The following is a 20,644-nucleotide window of genomic DNA, read 5'->3' as shown; positions in this document are numbered from 1 at the left end:
AATAAGGAGAGGAGGATATTCATGTTACAACCGAAACGATGGATATCGAGCACAAGGGAGCGGCAATGGGAAGAGAAAGGTCTGCCTAATTTATTGACAAACGGGGGAACCGCGGATTTGACGCTAACGGATGCCGTTTATCAAAACGTGGAAGGGTTTGGGGGATGTTTTAATGAGCTCGGGTTTGTGGCGTTAAGTCAACTTCCCGAGGAGCAGCGAACAAGGGTATTGTTCGACTTGTTTCATCCGGGCGGGGAACAGAAATTCAGCATTTGCCGGCTTCCGATCGGAGCCAGTGACTACGCCCTGGAGTGGTACAGCCACAATGAAACGGATGGGGACTATGCGATGGAGCATTTCTCCATCGAACGGGACCGGAAATACTTGATTCCCTATATCAAGGAAGCCCTGGCGCTAAATCCCGAACTAAAACTGTTCGCTTCGCCTTGGAGCCCGCCGACTTGGATGAAGCACCCGAAAGCTTATAACTACGGAACACTTCGTTGGGAGCACGAAAATCTGGAAGCCTATGCTCTATATTTCGTGAAGTTCGTGCAGGCCTATAGGGAAGAGGGGATCACGATTCACCAGATCCATGTCCAGAACGAAGTGGTGGCCGATCAGAAGTTTCCGTCCTGTGTCTGGACGGGCGAGCAGCTTCGCGATTATATCCGCGATTATTTAGGACCGGCCTTTGAACGGCATGGACTCGATACGGAAATCTGGCTGGGGACCATTAATGCGCCGGAACCGTGGGACGAATGGCTAAAGAAGAAGGTCACCGACCACGACGCTTACGCACATACGGTGTTAAGCGATCCTGAAGATTAAGGGCGTAGGCTATCAATGGGCCGGAAAATGGGCGATCCAGCGCACTGTGCTGAGCTACCCGGAACTGCGGTACATGCAAACCGAGAACGAATGCGGCGACGGTACGAATACTTGGGAGTATGCCAAATACGTATTTAATCTGTTCCAACATTATTTCACGAACCGGGTAAACGCGTACGTTTATTGGAACATGGTGCTTGAGCCTAAAGGACGGAGCACGTGGGGGTGGGAGCAGAACTCGATGATTACGGTCGATAAGGAGCAACTAAGGGCGGTTTTTAATCCCGAGTATTATGTCATGAAACATTTCTCGCATTTCGTGACGCCGGGCTCAAAGCGGATCGGTCAGCAAGGCCACTGGTTCGGCAACGCGGTCAGCTACGTGACACCAAGCGGCGAGCGCGTCGTAGTGATGTCAAATCCGTTTAGGGAAACGAGAACCGTGCGGATTTCGGACGGAACGGAAATGTACGGCTTCGAACTGGAGCCGGAGTCCTTTAACACGATGATATTTTGATCGGTAGACCAGTTAGGCCAATGAATGAGGTATCCCGATCCTTTGCGATTCGGGGTGCCGCCATGGAGGATGGAGCGATGAACCAATGCATTGAGGAAATCATCAAGCAATTGACGCTTGAGGAGAAAGCAAGTCTTTGCTCGGGGGCGGATTTCTGGCATACCGAAAGCGTGGAGCGCCTCGGCGTACCATCGGTCATGGTAACGGACGGGCCGCACGGGCTGCGAAAACAGGATGAAACCTCGGATCACCTCGGACTTCACGACAGCGTTCCGGCAACATGTTTTCCCACGGCGGCAGGCATGGGCGCTTCGTGGAACCGCGACCTGATCCACCGGGTAGGCGTGGCGCTCGGAACGGAATGCCAGGCGGCGAATGTGGCCGTTCTTCTCGGCCCCGGGGCGAATATCAAGCGCTCGCCTCTGTGCGGAAGAAACTTCGAGTATTTTTCCGAAGACCCGTTTCTCTCTTCGGAGATGGCGGCCCACCATATCGAGGGAGTCCAAAGCCAAGGCGTCGGCACTTCACTGAAGCATTTCGCGGCCAATAATCAGGAGCACCGCCGGATGTCCGTCGACGCCATCGTGGACGAGAGAACGATGCGCGAAATTTATTTGGCCAGCTTCGAAGGAGCTGTGAAACAGGCACAACCTTGGAGCGTCATGTGCGCTTACAACAAGGTGAACGGGGAGTACGCCTCCGAAAATGAAACGCTGTTAACGCGTATTTTGCGTGAGGAGTGGGGGTTCGAAGGGTTCGTCGTGTCCGATTGGGGAGCGGTCAATGATCGCGTCAAGGCGCTCCGGGCGGGAATGGAGCTGGAGATGCCGGGGAACGGCGGGATCCATGATCGGGATATCGTCGAGGCCGTAAGGAACGGAACCTTGCCGGAAGAGACGCTCGATCGCGCGGTGGAACGCCTGCTCGCGTTTCTTCAGAAAGCCGGGCAAGAACGTAAGGCTCAGACGGTCGTCGATCTGGAAGCGCATCATGCGCTGGCCAAGCAAATGGCTTGCGAAAGCATGGTTCTGCTTAAAAATGAAGGCATTTTACCGCTGCAGTCCGGCACATCGCTCGCGGTCATCGGGGAATTTGCGGTTCGTCCGAGATATCAGGGCGGCGGCAGCTCGCATGTCAATCCGACGAAGCTGGATGAGCCGCTCGGGGAAATCCGCAGGCTCGCTTCGGCGGGATCCGTCGCTTATGCGCAAGGTTATCGGATCGATTCGGATGAGATCGAAACCGCGCTGATCGAGGCGGCGGCGGAAACGGCCGCGAACGCGGAAGTGGCGGTCGTGTTTGCGGGCTTGCCGGATCGGTACGAGTCGGAAGGATATGATCGCACACATTTGTCCATACCGGAAAGTCATTTGGCGCTAATCGAAGCGGTGGCGGCGAGACAGCCGAACCTCGTCGTCGTCTTATGCAACGGTGCGCCGGTGGAAATGCCCTGGCTCGATAAGACAAAGGCGGTGCTGGAAGGGTACCTGGGCGGGCAAGCGTTCGGCGGCGCGGTGGCCGATTTGCTGCTCGGCATCGCTAACCCGAGCGGCAGGCTGGCGGAGACGTTTCCGGTCAGGCTGTCCGACAATCCTTCGTACCTGTTTTTCCCGGGCGAAGGAGACAGGGTGGAATACCGTGAAGGTCCTTTTGTGGGATACAGATACTACGATACAAAAGAGATCAAGCCGTTATTTGCCTTCGGACACGGTCTAAGTTACACCTCATTTGAACTTCTGGATATGGAGCTGAACCGCGCAACCCTGCACGATGATGAGTCCCTGGAGGTCCAGGTGACCCTGAAAAATACGGGGAGTCGCGTCGGCAAAGAGGTGGTGCAGTTATATGTCCGCGACTTGAAAAGCAGTGTTGTCCGGCCATTCCAGGAGTTGAAGGGCTTCCACAAGGTGGAGCTTCAACCCGGGGAGGTCCAGACTGTCCGGTTTACGCTGGACAAACGGGCATTCGCTTATTACAACGTCGCCTTGGCGGATTGGCATGTGGAATCCGGCGAGTTTGAGATCCGCGTCGGCTCGTCCTCGCGGGACATCGCTTTGACACGAAAGGTTACCGTTAAATCCACGGTTCCGCTAAAGCAGGCGCCCGTAACTCAAAATACGCTCATCGGTGATTTGCTGCTGAATCCGGCTACGGCGGCCCAAGCGAAGGAGATCGCCGGACGCAGTGGGTTTGAGGCCATGCTGGAGGACAATCCGGAGATGGCACTCGCCATGCTGAAATATTTGCCGCTGCGCGGCATGGTTGCGTTTGGCGAAGGTAAATATACAGAGGAGATGTTGGCCAAGGACATCGCGGAGTTAAACGAATAATTCAAATATATGAAAAACGTGATTTAAACGACCGATAAGTTAAGCTGATTGAACGAATGAACGAGCCCTTGGATTTCCTTGCATGGAAATTCAAGGCTTTTTTGCATACTTGGAATATGCGTGGCAGTGCGGTTTGGTATAGTTTTCCTAAAAAAATGTAGTAGTAATTCCGAGTAAACTGATGTAAAATGACAGAAATATATTTTCCGGAGCTGGCTTAGTTCACAGAAGTCTAGAAAGGGTTGGACATCATGATTACTTTATCCAATATTCAAGTTACCTTTGAAAATGGGTCACAATCGGTTACAGCCGTCCAGGATGTCAGTCTGCAGGTTGACGCGGGAGACGTATACGGAATTGTCGGCTACAGTGGGGCGGGGAAGAGCACGCTGGTCCGCGTGATTAATCTGCTGCAGCGGCCTTCGGCGGGAAGTGTAGTAGTCAATGGGCAGGATTTGCTGGCTTTGCAGCCCAAGGAGCTGCGCTTGGCCAGGAAGCGGATCGGAATGATCTTTCAGCATTTCCATTTGATGAACTCGAGAACAATCTATGACAATGTGGACTTTCCCTTGAAGAGTTCCAAGCTCTCCAAGCGCGAAAGGGACCTGAAGGTTAAACAATTGCTAGAGCTGGTAGGCTTGTCGGATAAATTGGATGCTTATCCTTCCCAATTGTCGGGAGGGCAGAAGCAAAGGGTAGCTATAGCCAGAGCGCTGGCGAATGATCCGGAAATATTGCTGTGCGATGAAGCGACCAGCGCCCTGGACCCGAAAACGACGCTATCCATTCTGGAATTGCTGAAGAAATTAAATCGAACGCTGGGGCTGACCATAGTCATTATTACGCATGAAATGCAAGTTGTGAAAGAGATCTGCAATAAGGTTGCCGTTATGGAAGCCGGGCGGATTGTCGAGCAGGGCGATATCGTCTCGATCTTTAGCCGTCCGCAAAATACGTTGACCCGTGATTTCATTAATACGGCTACTCATATCGAGCAGATGCTGGACAAGCTTACGTCGCACCCTTCACTCCTTCATTTGAAGGATAACGATATGCTGTGCAAGATTTCTTATATCGGCGACAGTACCAGTGAACCGGTTATTTCCGAGCTGACTGCCCGTTACCGAGTTAAGACGAATATTTTATTCGCGAATGTGGAGATTTTACAGCAGACCCCGATCGGCAATCTGATCGTAGTGATGTCCGGCACTCCCGGTGATCTGGAGGGAGCTTTGCGATACTTGCAGTCGGCTCGGGTAGACGTTGAAGTTATCAATTCCCGACTTTTTCAGAATCGAAAGGTGGGTGATCCGGCATGAGTGAGTTTTTTACAAAATATTTCCCTAACATCTGGAATTTAAGGGAAGACATCCTGCTAAGCACCTATGAGACGATTTATATGGTGGTCGTTACCTCGTTATTTTCCGTGTTATTTGGGATCTTGTTTGGCGTCACCCTTGTTGTGGTGGACAAGGGAGGCATTCTGGAGAACAGGCTGGTCTATAGTGTGTTGGAGAAATTCATTAACCTGTTCAGATCCATTCCATTCATCATTCTTATCGCTGTTGTCGTGCCGCTTACCCGACTTATTACAGGCACATCGATCGGTATGAATGCCGCGATCGTGCCCCTGGTCATCGGCATCGTACCTTTCTATGCCCGACAGATACAAAATGCGCTGGTGGAAGTTGATTCCGGGATCATTGAAGCGGCTCAGTCTATGGGGTCGGGACCGATTGAGATTATTTTCCGCGTATATCTGAAAGAAGGCTTGTCCGCGATTATCAGGGCTTCCTCTGTGACGATCATTAACCTGATCGGACTGACCACGATGGCTGGGGCCATCGGCTCCGGGGGCCTCGGCAGCCTGGCTATCAATAAGGGGTACAACCGCTTCCAGACGGATATTACACTTGTGGCTACGATTCTGATCTTGATTCTGGTGTTCGTGTGCCAATTCATCGGGGATTATTTCACCAAGAAGACGACGCATTGACATCAGGGTATGACCACGGTTTGTGCAGTATACTGCCCTAGCCTCTGGGCGGGTACTGGTTAAACATACAACACTACAAAAAGGACTGAAGAACAATGGCAAAAGTAGAAAGCTTTCAATTGGACCACACGATCGTAAAGGCTCCTTACGTCAGGGCGGCAGGGCTTGAGCATGATGAAAAAGGCAGCACTGTGCAAAAATATGATCTTCGCTTCCTGCAGCCGAATAAAGACGCGATTCCGACGGCGGCACTTCATACTCTTGAGCATCTGCTCGCTACCTATATGAGAGACGAGATTCAAGGCATCATCGATATTTCTCCGATGGGATGCAGAACCGGATATTATCTGATTCTCTGGAATGAGCACGATCCCGAAGAGATCGCGTCCGCCTTGGAAAGAACGCTGAAGCGCGTGCTGGAAACAACCGAGGTTCCGGCTGTCTCCGCGCTGGAATGCGGGAATTACAAGGACCATTCCCTGTTCTCTGCTCAGGAATACGCGAAGATCGTCTTGCAAGCCGGAATCAGCAGGGATCCTTTTGAAAGAGTATTGTAACAGCCATGATTACTTTGGATTTATCGCATCAAACGGCGGTTGTCACCGGGGGCAATTCAGGCATTGGACAAGGCATCGTACAAATTCTACTGCAGAGTGGGGCCAAGGTCATTTCTGCCGATCTCGCTCATGAAGGGGATTTTAAAGAAATTAACGGGCAGTTGTTCGAATCCAGACTGGATTTGTCCCGATCGGAGGATATCTATCGCTGGTCAAATATGGTGTTGGAACAGGCGGGAGTTCCGGACATCGTCGTGAATTGCGCCGGCATTTCCACGATGGATTACGTGATTGACAGCAAGCTGGAGGATTGGGAGAAGGTATTCTCCATTAATTCTACGGGGTTATACCTGGTATCGAAAATATTTGCGAAAGCGATGGTCGATGCCAGAAGACCAGGGAGAATTATCCAAATGGCTTCGCAGGCCGGCAAGAACGGCTATCGGGCTATGGGCGGATATTGCGCATCGAAGCATGCGGTGCTTGGACTGACCAAGGTAATGGCGATTGAACTGGCGCGGCATAACATACTCGTCAATGCGATATGTCCGGGTATTGTGGAGACGCCCATGAAGCATCGGGAGCGTGTCGAAGGCGGATTAATCCGCGGCATGACGGCCGAGGAGATCTATGCGGAGGACTGCTCCCAAATTCCGCTGGGCAGAACGGCCGAGGTCAGTGATGTTGCCAACGTCGCCCTATTTTTGGCCAGTCCGTTATCTTCGTATATGACAGGCCAAGCGATCAATGTAACTGGCGGTATGACCATGCATTAGGAGAAAAATAGCATCCAGATCAAAAGGGGAGAGGATCATATGAGCAGTAAAGGGAAACTATGGGGCGGACTAGCACTCGGATTGGTATTGATACTGGCGACCGCGGGCTGCGGCGGCAAATCATCGGGCGATGGCCAGAAGATTGTCATTGGTTCGCAGGGCTCCGATGCTCAGATTTGGAAGCATATCGCGCAATCCCAGGCGGCCAAGGATGCCAAGCTTAATATTGAAGTCAAGGAGATTAATGGCGGCGTAGAGTTGAATAACGCTACCAAGGAAGGCGAAGTCGATGTGAATGCTTTTCAATCCTGGGCTTATCTCGTCAACTATAATAAAGAAAGCAACGCCAATCTGGTAGCAACAGCGACCACATATCTGGAGCCGATGGGCATCTATTCACAGAAGATCAAGGATATTAAGGAGGTTCCGGACGGCGCCCTCGTCGCCCTGGCGGATAACCCGGCCAATACGGCCAGAGGCTTAAGCCTGCTGCAGACTGCCGGTCTGATCAAACTGAAGGATGATTTTAATTTGGGGACAGGTACGGTTAACGATATCGTCGATAATCCTAAAAATCTGAAGTTCAAGCTGATCGACGATACGACCGGCCCGCGGGTGATCCAAGACGTCGATCTGGTATTGATCGGCAACACGATTGCCCTGGAAGGCGGATTGAATGTCCTGAAGGACTCCTTGTTCCATGAGGAAGTTTCTGTAGATACGAAGAATAGCATCAATGTGCTGGCGACCACTTCCGAGAAGCAGAATGATCCAGGCATTTTAAAATTAGGTGAGTTGTATCACAACGAGGATACGCAGAAATATATCGAGCAGGAGTTCGGCGGCACCAAGGTGCCCGTAGATAAGCCGATCTCTTATCTGCAAGAATAGAGAGGCTCCATGCGGACTGCTATCATTACGGCGATGGAGGAGGAGATGGCTCCCTTTCGCAATCAGGCGCAAATTACGGCCAGGACCCAAGTAGGCAAGGTTATCATTGAGGAAGCTGTGTACCGGGGCAAACCGCTAATCCTCGTAGAAAGCGGCATCGGCAAGGTCAACGCAGCCGTCGCAACCACGCTGTTGATCGAACGGCATCGGCCGGATCTGATTCTGAATGCCGGATCGGCCGGCGCATTTGGCGCAGGATTGAGCGTAGGCCATGTCGTTGTGGCAACGCAGTACATTTATGGGGATGTCGATGCGACTTGCTTCGGGTATGAACCCGGACAGGTTCCGCAAATGCCGGCCAGATACGATTTGGATGCAGCTTTGCTGGATCGGGCGAGAAGAGTAGCGGCAGCGGCAGAACTCCCCTATTCTCTTGATTTCGGATTAGTATTGACTTTGGACTCCTTCATGAGTGAACCGGAGCGGGTAGAAAGGGTTAAATCAACCTTCCCTGCCGTCAAGGTATCGGATATGGAAGGGCTCGGCATAGTGCAGGCCGCTGCGCAATATGGAATACCGGTATTAGCTGTAAAAGCGGTATCGGATATCGCGGGACATGGCGGTGTAACGGCTGACAGCTTCGATGATAATTTGGATGCCGTTGCCGCTCATGCCGCGCACTTTACGGATCTGCTGGTTAGCAGCTTCATTGGATGAGAAAGAGCGAGTGTTAGTGGGAGGATTTCCGCTAATGCTCGCTTTTTCATTTTTTAACATGGGAACGTTCCTGTAATGTGGTTTGTATGTTAAGGATAATTTCGTAATGGTCATACCGTCCTTTTTTTAAATAACCTCGATAGAAAGCTCGCGTTCAGATGTACATATTGGATATGCTGCTGCGGTTCATTTCCGTATACCTTAACGCTCCCATCCTTTGATCCCTATTTTCAAAAGTTACAAGTTGTATACAAGTTCTTCTCTATCATTTTGGAAAAAAATAATCTATACTTTTTCAGTACATGAGCATTTTGCGGATATGTCGGGTTCCCTGAAAACTTTCTCCAAGTCGGGAGAAGCCCATTTCTTATGTTCATCAGTCGTTACCCATGAAGACTCTGGTTATGCAAAATGTTCACTAGATTAATATATTGAAAGTAGGTCAATTTACATGAAGCAAAGGCATCATCTATTCAGGCTCATTGTTACTACCGTAATGATCGTTTTACTACTTATTTCAGCCGGAACCGGTTACTCGGCAGCCGCAGGATCTGTTTCCTCATCGGGAAATAAAGCCAATAAAATGGTGGCCCTAACTTTCGATGATGGGCCCGATAAAATATATACCGGGAAAGTGCTTGATATTTTAAGAGATTACAAAGTGAAGGGTACATTTTTTGTAGTAGGAAATAGGGTTAAACAGTATCCCGATGTGATGAAACGCATCGTAAAAGAAGGGCATGCTCTAGGAAATCATTCGTGGAGCCATTCTGAACTAACCAAGCTTGGCAAAGAGAAGGCTCGCCAGGAAATTGTAAAGACGGATAAAGCGATTCGGGAGATTACCGGCTCCGCCCCGACCATGATGCGGCCTCCCTATGGGGCGACATCGGGACGGGTGAAGGGAGAAATTCAGGCACTGGGACATGCACAGGCTCTATGGACTGTCGATACCCGGGACTGGGCGGCGGGCAGCTCTGTTGCCAGCATTCTCAAAACGGTGAAGTCCAGCTCCGGCAACAAGATCACCGTGCTGATGCATTCCGGGGGAGGAAAGCGGGATAAGACGGTTAAGGCGCTTCCCCAGATTATTGATTACTACCGGTCTAAAGGCTACACTTTTGTTACGATGGCCGAGCTGAACGGTTTGGCTGATAATCTGGACGGATCGACAGCCGCGGCCCCCGATACTGCAAAGCAGACCGCTCCTTCAAAGGACGTCCCTTCACAGGCCGCAAATTCACCGGCTGCGCAGAATAAGGACAAGGAGACGTCGGCTAATGCTGATGGCTCCAATAATAGAAACAGCGGTACCGAAGAGCGTAATATCCATTTGATATACGATGGCACGGAAGTCGAATTTTCGGATGCGAAACCACATGTCGATGAAAATAGCAGGATACTGGTGCCTGTAAGATTCATGGCGGAATCCTTGGGTTTTGGCGTCAAATGGGAGGGAAGCGGGGAGCAGAAACAATTGGTTCTGTCGAAGGACAATACACATGTCGATTTGAAGATTGGCGACAAAGTGGCTGTGGTCAATGAAGCGCAGATACAGATGGATACCAGCGCAATGATTATAAAGGAAAAAACGTATGTCCCTTTAAGATTTGTGAGTGAACTTGCCGGAATGGACATGACGTGGAACTCCGCAGACAGTACCGTTACCCTTTCTTCCAAGAAACCGGCAGAAGAAAATGACGAGAAGTCGGTAGAAGATAACGGCGAGGAAAGGGCCGTTGCTGGCGATACATACATCTTGTCCGCCCCAAGAGCTACGGTCCAGCAAGCTAAAGCATGGGCAAGTTCTAAAGGGGCAACGGATGTGTTTATAAATTTGGCGGATATTGTTTGGGAGGAAGCTTTAAAAGCGGGAGTCGATCCGACGGTCGTGTATTGTCAGGCCGCAAAGGAGACGGGCTTTGGAAAATTTGGAGGCATTTTGGATGAAACGTTTAATAATCCGGCCGGCTTAAAAAACCAGGAAGGGGGTTCCGACACGGATCATGCGGCGCATCAGCGCTTTTTCAGTTGGGAGGAAGGGGTTCAGGCGCAGATTGATCATCTGGCATTGTACGCCGGCGCGCCGGGTTATCCGAAATCGGATACACCTGACCCAAGGCACTTTCCTGCTTTGCAGGGAAAGGCGGTTACGGTGGAGGCTTTGGGCGGATCGTGGGCGAGTGTTACTTCCTATGGCGTCGAAATTGTAAAAATGATGATGGAGTTGGTACAGACAAACGGTTAGGTCGCGCTCCATAACTATAAACAAGCTCCTGATATTGTCCATGCGGCAATTCAGGAGCTTGTTCTGTTCCTAATCCGCTTATTCTTTAAAGGTAAACCGGGATATTTCGCTTCTTAAGCAATAAAAAACGTAACAACCGATAACACGATAGAAGTGATTAACATCGCCATGAGCGGTCTAAAAGCTTTTGCACCGAGGTCGCGCAGATTTACATTTAATCCAAGCCCGACCATGGCGGTTGTGAGAATAAAGGTCGTCAGATTGGATACGCCGTTCATGAGCCCATGGGAAACAGGAATGTACTTGCCTAAACAGTAACTGCCAAATAGACTCATCAGAATAAATCCGATAAGGAACCAAGGAAATTCAATTCGCGTACCGCTACTGTTTCCGGAATTTTTCCGTTTCATCCAAAAGATCAATATGAAGCATAAGGGAATCAGCAGCAGAACTCGACCTAATTTGGCCAGTAGAGCAATCGCCAGTGCATCCTGTCCCGCAGGGGCCCCCGCCAGTGCGACATGCGCAATTTCATGAAGGCTGATTCCGCTCCAAATTCCATAATGGATGGCTGAAATCGGCAAAAACGGCCGAAGAATGGTATAAGCGACTGAAAAAACGGTTCCTACTAGTGCTATAATGCCAACTCCAATGGCGGTGTCCTCGTCATCAGCTTTCAATATCGGGGATACGGAGGCAATAGCCGCAGCACCGCAGACCCCGGTTCCTACCCCGAGAAGCAAGGTTAATGATGGCTCCGCTTTGAGAACTTTCCCCAGCCAAACGGTTGTCACAATCGCAAATCCGATGACTGCCATATCACGAACAAGCAGGGGAAGACCCTGGTGAAGAACAGTATCTATGTTTAATTTCAGACCATACAAGATAATCGCAAAACGTAAAAAACGCTTGGATGAAAATTGAATCCCTGACCGTAATGCCTCCGGATAACCGAAAAATTGCCGGTAAATCACCGCGATGACGATCGCGCAGGCCAGCGGGCCAACATGATCGAATCCGGGAACCCGTGATAAAGCGAACCCCATTGCGGCAATAACAACAGTGAAGGCAATCCCTGAAAACAACATGCCCGCGGAAGCTTTCTTTTTTGGTTCAGGAAGTTTTTTCTCTTTTAACATATTTGCACATTGGATTTCCATATCATCACCCCAAATTAATTTCACAATCCCAGTGTACCTCCGTCATATTCATAAGAAAAATAACGATATATAATAGGGATAATAAGTGAATTTATATGGGCGGAAGTGTTCGAGATGGATCAATATTTAGAAGTATTCATGAAGGTCGTGGAAAAAGAAAATTTCACGAAAGCCGCAGAGGAACTGCATATGACACAGCCGGCCGTCAGCCAACACATTAGAACACTGGAGCGGTTGGTAGGGGCCAGGTTGTTGGAGCGGAACAATAAACACGTGCGAATGAATAAAGCCGGGGAGATTGTCTACCACCATGCAAAAGAAATCCTGGCCCTCTATACAAGAATGCATGATTTAGTGGATGATTTGGCGGGCCATGCCAGCGGTCCGATTGCTATTGGCGCGAGCTATACATTTGGTGAATATATTTTGCCGCATATTATCGCCAAGCTGAAGAGAGAGTACCCGCTGATCAGACCCTCCATTATTATTCACAACACGAAAGAAATCACCGATTTGGTGAATTCATATCAATTGGATATTGGGATTATTGAGGGTTTTTTCAACAATCATCAATTGCATTCGGAGGTCGTTTCGGAGGATCATATGGTCATCGTTGCTTCACCGTCGCATCCTTTATTACAAAAGGACGGTGAATTGCACCTTTCGGAATTAGCGGATGAAACATGGATTCTTCGGGAAGAAGGTTCGGGTACCCGACAGGCCGCAGACCATTTCTTTGAAATGCATAATTTTACTCCGACAATGATCATGGAATTCGGAAGTACCCAGGTGATCAAGGAGTCGGTTGAGGCCGGTTTGGGGATCAGTCTGCTGTCAGGGTGGGCCATTGCTAAGGAGCTGACGAACGGATACATCGGAATGCTCAAAGTGGGGGGGCTTCCGTTTAAGCGGGAATTTACCCTCGTCACCAGCTCGGTATACCGGACCAAAGCGCTGAATACGTTTATTGAAACGCTTAAGGAGTATTTGAATACTGGACTTATCAAGGAGTCTAGTGAGGAGTGAGTCAAAATATGATCGAAATCGATTGTATGGGAGAAGTTTGTCCGGTGCCGGTATTGATGCTTAAGAAGCATCATCAAGCGATTTGCCGCGGCGAAAAGGTGTTGCTGCTTACAGACCATAGTTGTGCGAGAAAATCGATTACGGAATATTGTGATCAGACCCGGCTGCGTTGCTCGGCCGAAGAAGTGATGAATGGCGTGTGGGAGATCAGCATAGAGGCTTGAGCTTGGGATCTTAGCATAACGTATCAATCAAGGTCTGCTCAATAAACTGAACAAGTTGCTTGGTATCGCGGTTACATTTTTGATGATGCCTCTTCACCATATAAATATCATTGTAAACCTGGAGATCGCGAATATGGATCGGTTTGAGCTGTTTGTAATACAGCTCTTTTTTTATGGACATATATGGAAGAAACGCAGCGCCATGCCCTTTGATTGCAGCCAGCTTAACGGCCTCAATGGAATCCAAGTTGTAGAGGATGTTCAACTTTACGTTTTCCGTCAAGACTCTCGCCAGCGAGCGTTGAACACAGCCAAGCTGGGTTGATCCGATCAGAGGGTATCGGGTCAGCTCTTCCAAATGAATCTCATCGGGAGCAGGCTTGGAGCTGCTGGAGACGAGCATGACTTGGTCGGAAAATACCTTATGCGAGACGATCTCTGACTTGGAGGGTGGACCGGAGATGAAGCCGATGTCTCCTTCTTCAAGTAAAATATGATCTTCAACGTGAGGGCTGAGCGCTTCGTTTAAGGAAATATTGCAGCAGGGGAAGTGATTCTTCACTTCAAATAAAGTACAGGGCAGTGCATAGTTGCATACTTCAGGGACCGCGTAAATCGATAGGTGTTGATATGGGACAGACTTGAATTGTTCGATTTCGGTGGCCATATCTTCATACAGCTTACAAATTTGTGCCGCGTATTTATGGGCAATTTCTCCAGCTTCCGTAAGCTGCGCCCCTTTGTTGCTTCTCTTCAGCAGCTCGGTGCCCAGCGTCGTTTCCCAGGATTTTAATTGTTGGCTTAGCGCGGACTGCGTGATGTGCGATCTCTGCGCCGCTTTGGAAATGCTATTGAGCTTGGCAACATCCAGAAATAATTTAAGCGTTTCCAGATTCATTGGAATGCGCCCCCTTTTGTCAACCTTTGACCACTGTATATCATAACCCGTCAATAATTAAATCGCTATAAAAAAAACTAATGCAGCATCAAAAATGCAGATAACCACAGATCTCATAATCATGTTACTATTTTCACATAGTAATTGACTTCAAAGTTGGAGGTGTTTATTTATGGAGCAAAACACCGGTGCCGCAGCGAAATCCACTCGCGCCCGGGCACCCAGAAAGCCGAAGAAGAGCCAACTGCCGATCGCTCTTGTGGCTACGGCTCTCGTCATTGGATTTGGTTTCTATTTGAATCAATACAATGACAAAATGGTGGTCTATTTACTTTTCGGGCTTGCGTTTGGCGTAGTGCTGCAAAGAGCGCGGTTTTGTTTTACGGCTTCCATGCGGGATCCATGGATTACGGGGAGCACATCCGTGACGAGAGCGGTATTAATTGCTTGCTCTCTTGCAACCATTGGCTTCACGGCGATAAAATACTCGGCCTTTGCAGCGGGCAACCGTATTCCGGGCATGGACAATGTCGGTCAGATCAGCCTGGCATTGGTCATCGGCGCCGTTATTTTCGGGATCGGGATGGTTATTGCCGGCGGCTGTGCCTCTGGCACGTTGATGCGGGTCGGGGAAGGTTTTACGATGCAGATGCTCTCTCTGGTGTTCTTTGTCATTGGCTCTTTGTGGGGAGCGCATGATATGGGCTGGTGGCGGACAGCGGTGATAAAGGATGCGCCGGCGGTGTTTTTACCTGATGTGTTTGGCTGGTTGGGAGCCTTGCTGGTTCAGTTTTTAATTATTTTGCTGCTTTACATTGCTTCTGTCAAATGGCAGCAGAAAAAAATGGGCAGTGCGGAGTGAGAGCTCAGCGGGCGAAGGTCGCTTCTCTTAAGCCTGGGTACAAAGGGTATCTTTGGTTTTGAAAAAAAAGTGAAATGATTCACAAAAATACTAAGTTAAGGTGGTAATGAAAATGGCAGAGTTTACGTTGGATTGCATGGGTGAGGCTTGTCCGGTTCCGTTGATGAGAACGGAGAAAAAGATGGAGGAGCTTAAGGTTGGCGACGTGCTGGTCGTATCGATTGACCATAGCTGTGCGATGAAGAATGTTCCGGAATGGGCGAGAAAGCAAGGCCACAACGTGGAAATTGAAGAAATTGATGATGGCGAATGGGAAATTGTGATCGAGAAGACGAAATAGCATGTCGGAACGAGGAAGATGGGGGGAATTAACAGGTGAACGCATTCTGGTTGAAAATATCCTCTAACCGTTTTTATAAGAAGTTGCTGAAAGAACCGTTAACATACGTAACCGGAGCCGTGCTGCTCGCGGTATTTGCAACAGCCCACCTTGCTGTGTTCTCGAAGGGGTGGGGGGTGACGAGCGCCTTTGCGGATTGGGGTGCCTGGATGTATCAACTCGTCGGAGGCAATGTGGACAACTGGGCGTATTTCAGCTCGGAAAAGGCACAAAAGACGCTGTCTGCAGGCTTTCTGAACGATGGAGGATCGATTCGTAATCTGGGCATTATTCTCGGGGCCTTGCTGTCTACGCTGTTTGCTTCGGAATTTAAGCTGAAGAAGATTCGTTCGTTGAAGCAAGTGTTTGCAGCCATACTCGGCGGTTTGCTGATGGGTTACGGAGCGAGACTTGCCAACGGCTGTAATATCGGGGCATTGTTTACTTCGATTTCTTCGCTGTCGCTTTCCGGCTGGATTTTCTGGCTGTTCCTGCTGGTAGGCGCTTTTGTCGGCAGCAAATTGTTGGCTAAATTTTTTATGTAGTGTGATGGGGGATCGGGCATATGGAGAAGAGAACAGAGCACTATGATGTCGTAATTATCGGCGGTGGTGCGGCGGGGTTAACGGCGGGAATTTACTGCGGACGCGCCAGACTCAAGACGCTGATTCTGGAAAAAACACTGGTTGGCGGTCTTGCCACGTATACGAACGAGATCGAAAACTATCCCGGGTTTCCCGAGGGGACGACAGGGACGGAATTGATGAGCCTGTTCCATAAACAGGCGAAGAAATTTGGCGTGGATTTTAAAATGACCGATGTCAAAGCGGTTTCTTTGACGGACGAGGTGAAGGTGGTGGAAACGTTCCGGATTCGTTATGAATCAAAGGTTGTGATCATTGCCAGCGGGGGAAAGCCAAGATTGACCGGTGCCAAGAATGAAGAAAAGTATTTGTACGATAAAGGGATTTCCTTCTGTGCGACCTGTGATGCGGCGGCCAATACGGGCAAAACGGTGATGGTGATCGGCAGCGGGGATGCGGCTATTGAAGAGGGAATGTTCCTGACGAAATTTGCCGATAAAGTGATCGTGTCCGTGATGCATGATCATGGCAAAATGGATTGCAATGAAATCGCCAAAAATCAGGCTCTCGACAATCCCAAGATGGAATTTATGTGGAATACGATGGTCGATTCTTTTGAGGGAGAGGAACGGCTGGAGACTGTCGTGCTGAAAAATCTGAAAACCGGTGAGCTGCAGCCGGTCAAAGTGGACACTTGCTTCCTGTTCATTGGATATATCCCCAATACGGAAATATTTGCGGAGTCGATCACGCTGAATCGAAACGGATACGTGCTCGTCAACGAGAAGATGGAGACGAATTTACCCGGTGTATTGGCCGCAGGCGATGTATGCGATAAATTCCTGAAACAGGTCGCTACGGCGGTGGGAGACGGTGCAATTGCCGGTTACGGCGCAGAGAAATATATTTCGGAATGCGAAGTTTATGAGAATCAGATTTTAAATCACGGTAACCCTTCGGTTGTCTACCTGTGGAATGCTACGGAACCGAAGTGTCGCGAGCTGCTGCCGCTGATCGAGAAGTTCGAGCAGGCTCACGGGGCACAATTGAGAGTAACCAAGGTGGATGTCTATAAGTCGCCCGGACTTGCCGGCAAGCTAGGCATAGACATCGTACCGGCTGTCGCTTACTTCACCGATGGGAAGATGCAGAGAATATTAACTGAAAATATTAATGAAGAACATTTAAACCGTCTTCTGTCTTAGAAGATTCGCGTTCTACTTAATGGCGGTTACGAAAAGTCCTTGTTCGGCTCCACATCACTATATCCCTGTTTCGAACGAAAGGCTACAATGAATGAGCTCATTCATCGTAGCCTTTTCTTTGTGTTTCTCGCAGTGCAGCGTGGGGAGTACAGAACGGAGGAAAGTGATGGATGGATCTCTTGTAGTAAACGTTTACGCCATTGTAATAACAATATATTATATATGGTGAACTATCCTATAAAACCTAATCAATACATCCACATTTGTCGGAACCCAAGTTTCCCAAAAATTACTTGAAGGAGAAGCAATTAAGAATGACGCTTAAAAGAAGGATCTTTTTGCTTTTTTTATTTAGTTCGATCGCGCCTTTTTTAAGTATTTTTATTTTATCGTACTATACGATTGATTCCATTTTCGCCAATAAAATTGACAACGGAATAAAAAGCAATCTGAAACAAGTAACCTACTCGTTGGAGAATTCGATAACCAACTTGAAGCATGTAACACAACAGTTATCTTACGAGGGGACGATCGGAAAGCAATTGAACAAAGTAATGCAACCAGATCAAGATCCTTTTCAACGCATGGAATCGAGAGAGGAGCTCATGAGTGAGCTGAGTGTAGTTACTTTTACAAATCCTAATATTGGGTTAACTTTGTATTATTTCAAAAATGACGGTGAAGTCCAATTCGAAAATTTTCCTATTAAGGAAGAGTTTTCTCCCGATTCAATGCCGGTACTTTTCCAATCTTATGGAATTACCTATTATGGACCTCACATTAGTATGAGCCAGTACGATAATCAATTTGTTTTCTCCGCTCTCCGTAAGGTGGAGCTGCCTGAACGTGATGACATTTATGTTTATATGGAATCAGGATTTCGATTGACGCAAAATATCCTGGATTATGACGAATATGGGGGGACACTCTCCCATTTAATTGTTAATGGAAAGGGGAAAATCGCTTATAGCGAAGAACAGGGGGTTTTTAAGCAGGGGGATGACGTATCCGCAGTATTCAACGGTTCTTTGGAGGGAACTTATAACGGGTACCATTGGTTCAAACAGGAGTCCAATCAGAGTTGGAGTGTCGTTTCCGTCATTTCGGATTCGGATTATAAGCATGAGAAGAATCAGTGGATGTTCCAGATTATGCTTGTTGCTTTGTTTTTTCTTGCATTAACCTTATTACTCGCCTGGCTGCTCTGGAAAATGGTGTATAGACCGCTGAATTTATTTCATGCGGAAATTAAATGGATGACACAGCATCCACAGGTTGCAAAACACAGAGCATATACGAAAATTCCTGAATTTGATTTTTTGTTGATTAAATTTTCGGAATTGCGGGATCAGATAGGCTACTTATTTAAAGAAGTAGAGCAAAAGGAGAAAAAAAGGGTAGACCTCGAAGTGGAGAAGCTGTTATATCAGATCAATCCGCACTTCTTGATGAATACGCTGGATACGGTTCATTGGCTGGCATTGATGAATGGACAACATGAGATTGACCGGCTTGTGCAATCTTTAAACAAGCTACTTTATTATAATTTGGGGAAGCTTGGGCAAGTCTCAACAATGGAGGAAGAATTGGATGCTTTAAAACAGTATTTGATACTCCAACAGATTCGTTATGATTTTCAGTTTAACGTACGGATTGAAGCGGACGAGGAAGTGCTTAAAATGCCTGTTCCTCGATTTATACTTCAGCCTCTGGTCGAAAATTCGCTCTATCACGGTTTAAATGACGATGGATTTATTGAAATTGACGTTAAGCTTGAAAAAGATATACAAATTTGTATTCAAGATAACGGGGCCGGAATGTCTGATGAGACGATACAAAGATTGTTGAACAGCCAGACTGTAGAGCAAAATAAGGTGGGGATGGGGATTGGAATAAACTATGTGCGCCGGATGTTAAAAGCAAAGTATGGGGAGAGGGCCAAATTGGAGATAACTAGCGAGATGGACATCGGTACAAAAGTACTGTTGATCCTGCCCCTAGATCGGGAGGAATAACGTATGATCAGAGTTCTTATCGTAGATGATGATAAACTTGTTCGGAAAGGACTCATGTCCGCGATGCCCTGGGCAGATTTTGACATGGAGGTCATAGGAGAAGCCAATAATGGAGAGAAAGCTCTTGAATTTCTGGAATCGCATCCTGTTGATTTGCTATTGACCGACTTAGCCATGCCTGTCATGTCAGGAATAGAGTTAATGCGAATTGCCAGACAACGGTACCAAAGCCTCCACATTGTGGTGTTGACGCTACACCAGGATTTTGATTTTATCCAGGAAGCACTTAGATTAGGTGCAATTGATTATATAGCCAAGGTGGAATTGGAGAAGGAACAGTTTGAAGAAGTATTGGGCCGAATAGCAGGACGTATTAAAGAACTGAAGACGCTCGAGCGAAAAAATATTGATTTTGATGAAAAGAATACAGACTTTCATGAGGCATATGTGCTGGTATCCATGGATCGCGAATCCAATCAAGCCTGGCCGTTTGAAATTGAGCTTAAATCCGGTGAATTCAAATTGGAGTTGGAGCGAAACAACTGGATTTGGGTTGCTCCAAAGGGAAACGAAAATGATTTATCGACCAGATTGTCGGATAAAGTATCTTCGGTCCCGGAGGGGATCCTGCTTACGTTATCGCATATTCATGGATTCCCCTGGAAAGAGATTCAGAAATGGGTCACAGAGTATATAGAAAAGGTAGTATTTTATGAATATGTACCGGGCAATCCTTATTTTTATGTCTCTATGAAAGAAAAACTTCCTGTCACCCAGGATCTGAAAGACGAAGATTTGAATAGGATTAAAGACATTTGGCTTTCTTCACCCTGGTCCTATAACGATAGCTGCTATGAAGGATTTCTTGAACAAATCCAGTCGCTAAGAATGCGCAAAAGCCAATTAACAGGGTTGTTTTATTCTCTTGTAATGGAATGGAATCACTTATTCGCAAATACCAATCTGGGGAAAATCCCGATGATTCATTCTATTAACTCCTGGTATCAGGTGAAACAATGGATGGATGAAATTCGAAGAATCATACGCAAATCAGCCGAGTTTACTTCATATTCCCAGGAGATTGTGGATTGCGTAAAGAAAGCGGTCTTGATGCTGCAGCATGAGGTGAGTCGTCCGCTTACCGCATCCAAATTGTCGCAAGAACTGAACATTAGCCGCAGCTATTTTAGCCAGTGTTTTAAAGAAATGATGGGTCAAACGTTCAATGAGTACTCCAGGTCAATCCGGATCGAAAAATCAAAAGAGTATTTGTTGAATACCAACAACACGATATTCTGGATCGCGGAACAAACAGGCTACGCAGACGAAAAGTACTTTAGCAGAACCTTTAGACAATTAACGGGTATGCTTCCAAGTGAATATCGACAGGTTCATCGGAAGGATAACAAAACAAGGGGAGAGTAATAC

18 protein-coding genes and 1 pseudogene are annotated in these 20,644 nt (G+C 48.1%); 17 read left to right on the top strand and 2 right to left on the bottom strand.

Annotation, left to right across the window (positions count from 1 at the left end; genetic code table 11):
* Positions 1–21 precede the first annotated feature (21 nt).
* The 9 genes and pseudogenes from V4U84_RS03170 (at position 22) to V4U84_RS03130 (ending at position 10,863) form a co-directional block, all read left to right on the top strand.
* Positions 22–1,348: pseudogene (locus tag V4U84_RS03170) on the top strand (glycoside hydrolase family 30 protein).
* A gap of 77 nt (positions 1,349–1,425) precedes the next feature.
* Complete coding sequence (locus V4U84_RS03165; RefSeq protein ID WP_334073305.1) at positions 1,426–3,678, top strand: glycoside hydrolase family 3 C-terminal domain-containing protein; 2,253 nt, start codon at positions 1,426–1,428, stop codon at positions 3,676–3,678.
* A 251-nt stretch (positions 3,679–3,929) separates the two neighbouring features.
* Positions 3,930–4,997 carry a methionine ABC transporter ATP-binding protein gene (locus V4U84_RS03160; protein ID WP_334073304.1) on the top strand — a complete coding sequence of 356 codons (1,068 nt, stop codon included), beginning with the start codon at positions 3,930–3,932 and terminating at the stop codon, positions 4,995–4,997.
* A complete protein-coding gene (locus tag V4U84_RS03155) occupies positions 4,994–5,674 on the top strand; it encodes a methionine ABC transporter permease (protein WP_334073303.1) in 681 nt (226 codons plus the stop codon). The genes V4U84_RS03160 and V4U84_RS03155 overlap by 4 nt, the downstream gene beginning before the upstream one ends.
* Positions 5,675–5,769: 95 nt before the next feature.
* Positions 5,770–6,231: an S-ribosylhomocysteine lyase gene (locus V4U84_RS03150; protein WP_124331543.1), complete on the top strand. Its 462-nt coding sequence runs from the start codon at positions 5,770–5,772 to the stop codon at positions 6,229–6,231.
* A gap of 5 nt (positions 6,232–6,236) precedes the next feature.
* Positions 6,237–7,007, top strand: a complete 771-nt coding sequence (locus V4U84_RS03145; protein ID WP_334073302.1) for an SDR family NAD(P)-dependent oxidoreductase — start codon at positions 6,237–6,239, stop codon at positions 7,005–7,007.
* A gap of 39 nt (positions 7,008–7,046) precedes the next feature.
* Positions 7,047–7,898, top strand: coding sequence for a MetQ/NlpA family ABC transporter substrate-binding protein (locus V4U84_RS03140; protein ID WP_334073301.1), 852 nt, complete (start codon positions 7,047–7,049; stop codon positions 7,896–7,898).
* Positions 7,899–7,907: 9 nt separating this feature from the next.
* Positions 7,908–8,615 carry a 5'-methylthioadenosine/adenosylhomocysteine nucleosidase gene (locus V4U84_RS03135; protein ID WP_334073300.1) on the top strand — a complete coding sequence of 236 codons (708 nt, stop codon included), beginning with the start codon at positions 7,908–7,910 and terminating at the stop codon, positions 8,613–8,615.
* Between the two features lie 451 nt (positions 8,616–9,066).
* Positions 9,067–10,863 (top strand): polysaccharide deacetylase family protein, encoded by a 1,797-nt coding sequence (locus tag V4U84_RS03130; protein ID WP_334073299.1) that lies wholly within the window; start codon positions 9,067–9,069, stop codon positions 10,861–10,863.
* A 113-nt stretch (positions 10,864–10,976) separates the two neighbouring features.
* On the opposite strand, the gene V4U84_RS03125 is transcribed toward V4U84_RS03130, so the two are convergent.
* Entirely contained in the window at positions 10,977–12,002 is a 1,026-nt protein-coding gene (locus V4U84_RS03125; RefSeq protein WP_416367205.1) for a YeiH family protein, read from the bottom strand.
* A 135-nt stretch (positions 12,003–12,137) separates the two neighbouring features.
* Between V4U84_RS03125 and V4U84_RS03120 the strand changes: the two genes are divergently transcribed.
* Together V4U84_RS03120 and V4U84_RS03115 are read left to right on the top strand one after the other, a co-directional pair.
* Positions 12,138–13,049, top strand: coding sequence for a LysR family transcriptional regulator (locus tag V4U84_RS03120; RefSeq protein ID WP_334073298.1), 912 nt, complete (start codon positions 12,138–12,140; stop codon positions 13,047–13,049).
* Positions 13,046–13,273: a sulfurtransferase TusA family protein gene (locus V4U84_RS03115; protein WP_334073297.1), complete on the top strand. Its 228-nt coding sequence runs from the start codon at positions 13,046–13,048 to the stop codon at positions 13,271–13,273. The genes V4U84_RS03120 and V4U84_RS03115 overlap by 4 nt, the downstream gene beginning before the upstream one ends.
* 10 nt (positions 13,274–13,283) lie before the next feature.
* Here the strand turns inward: V4U84_RS03115 and V4U84_RS03110 are convergent, their stop codons facing one another.
* Positions 13,284–14,171, bottom strand: a complete 888-nt coding sequence (locus V4U84_RS03110; protein WP_334073296.1) for a LysR family transcriptional regulator — start codon at positions 14,169–14,171, stop codon at positions 13,284–13,286.
* 172 nt (positions 14,172–14,343) lie between these two features.
* On the opposite strand from V4U84_RS03110, the gene V4U84_RS03105 reads away from it, so the two are divergent.
* From V4U84_RS03105 to V4U84_RS03080, 6 genes are all read left to right on the top strand, one after another.
* Positions 14,344–15,033: a YeeE/YedE thiosulfate transporter family protein gene (locus tag V4U84_RS03105; RefSeq protein ID WP_334073295.1), complete on the top strand. Its 690-nt coding sequence runs from the start codon at positions 14,344–14,346 to the stop codon at positions 15,031–15,033.
* Between the two features lie 112 nt (positions 15,034–15,145).
* Positions 15,146–15,373, top strand: a complete 228-nt coding sequence (locus V4U84_RS03100) for a sulfurtransferase TusA family protein (RefSeq protein WP_128632914.1) — start codon at positions 15,146–15,148, stop codon at positions 15,371–15,373.
* 35 nt (positions 15,374–15,408) lie between these two features.
* Positions 15,409–15,957, top strand: coding sequence for a YeeE/YedE thiosulfate transporter family protein (locus tag V4U84_RS03095; protein ID WP_334073294.1), 549 nt, complete (start codon positions 15,409–15,411; stop codon positions 15,955–15,957).
* 20 nt (positions 15,958–15,977) lie between these two features.
* A complete protein-coding gene (locus V4U84_RS03090) occupies positions 15,978–17,201 on the top strand; it encodes an FAD-dependent oxidoreductase (protein ID WP_334073293.1) in 1,224 nt (407 codons plus the stop codon).
* 314 nt (positions 17,202–17,515) lie between these two features.
* Positions 17,516–19,216 carry a sensor histidine kinase gene (locus V4U84_RS03085; RefSeq protein ID WP_334073292.1) on the top strand — a complete coding sequence of 567 codons (1,701 nt, stop codon included), beginning with the start codon at positions 17,516–17,518 and terminating at the stop codon, positions 19,214–19,216.
* A 3-nt stretch (positions 19,217–19,219) separates the two neighbouring features.
* Complete coding sequence (locus V4U84_RS03080; protein ID WP_334073291.1) at positions 19,220–20,641, top strand: response regulator transcription factor; 1,422 nt, start codon at positions 19,220–19,222, stop codon at positions 20,639–20,641.
* The last annotated feature ends 3 nt before the right edge of the window (positions 20,642–20,644 follow it).

Source organism: Paenibacillus sanfengchensis, from assembly GCF_036864765.1.
Lineage (GTDB): Bacteria > Bacillota > Bacilli > Paenibacillales > Paenibacillaceae > Fontibacillus > Fontibacillus sanfengchensis.
Note: the sequence above shows the minus strand (reverse complement) of the source record. Positions and strands in the feature narration are given on the sequence as shown.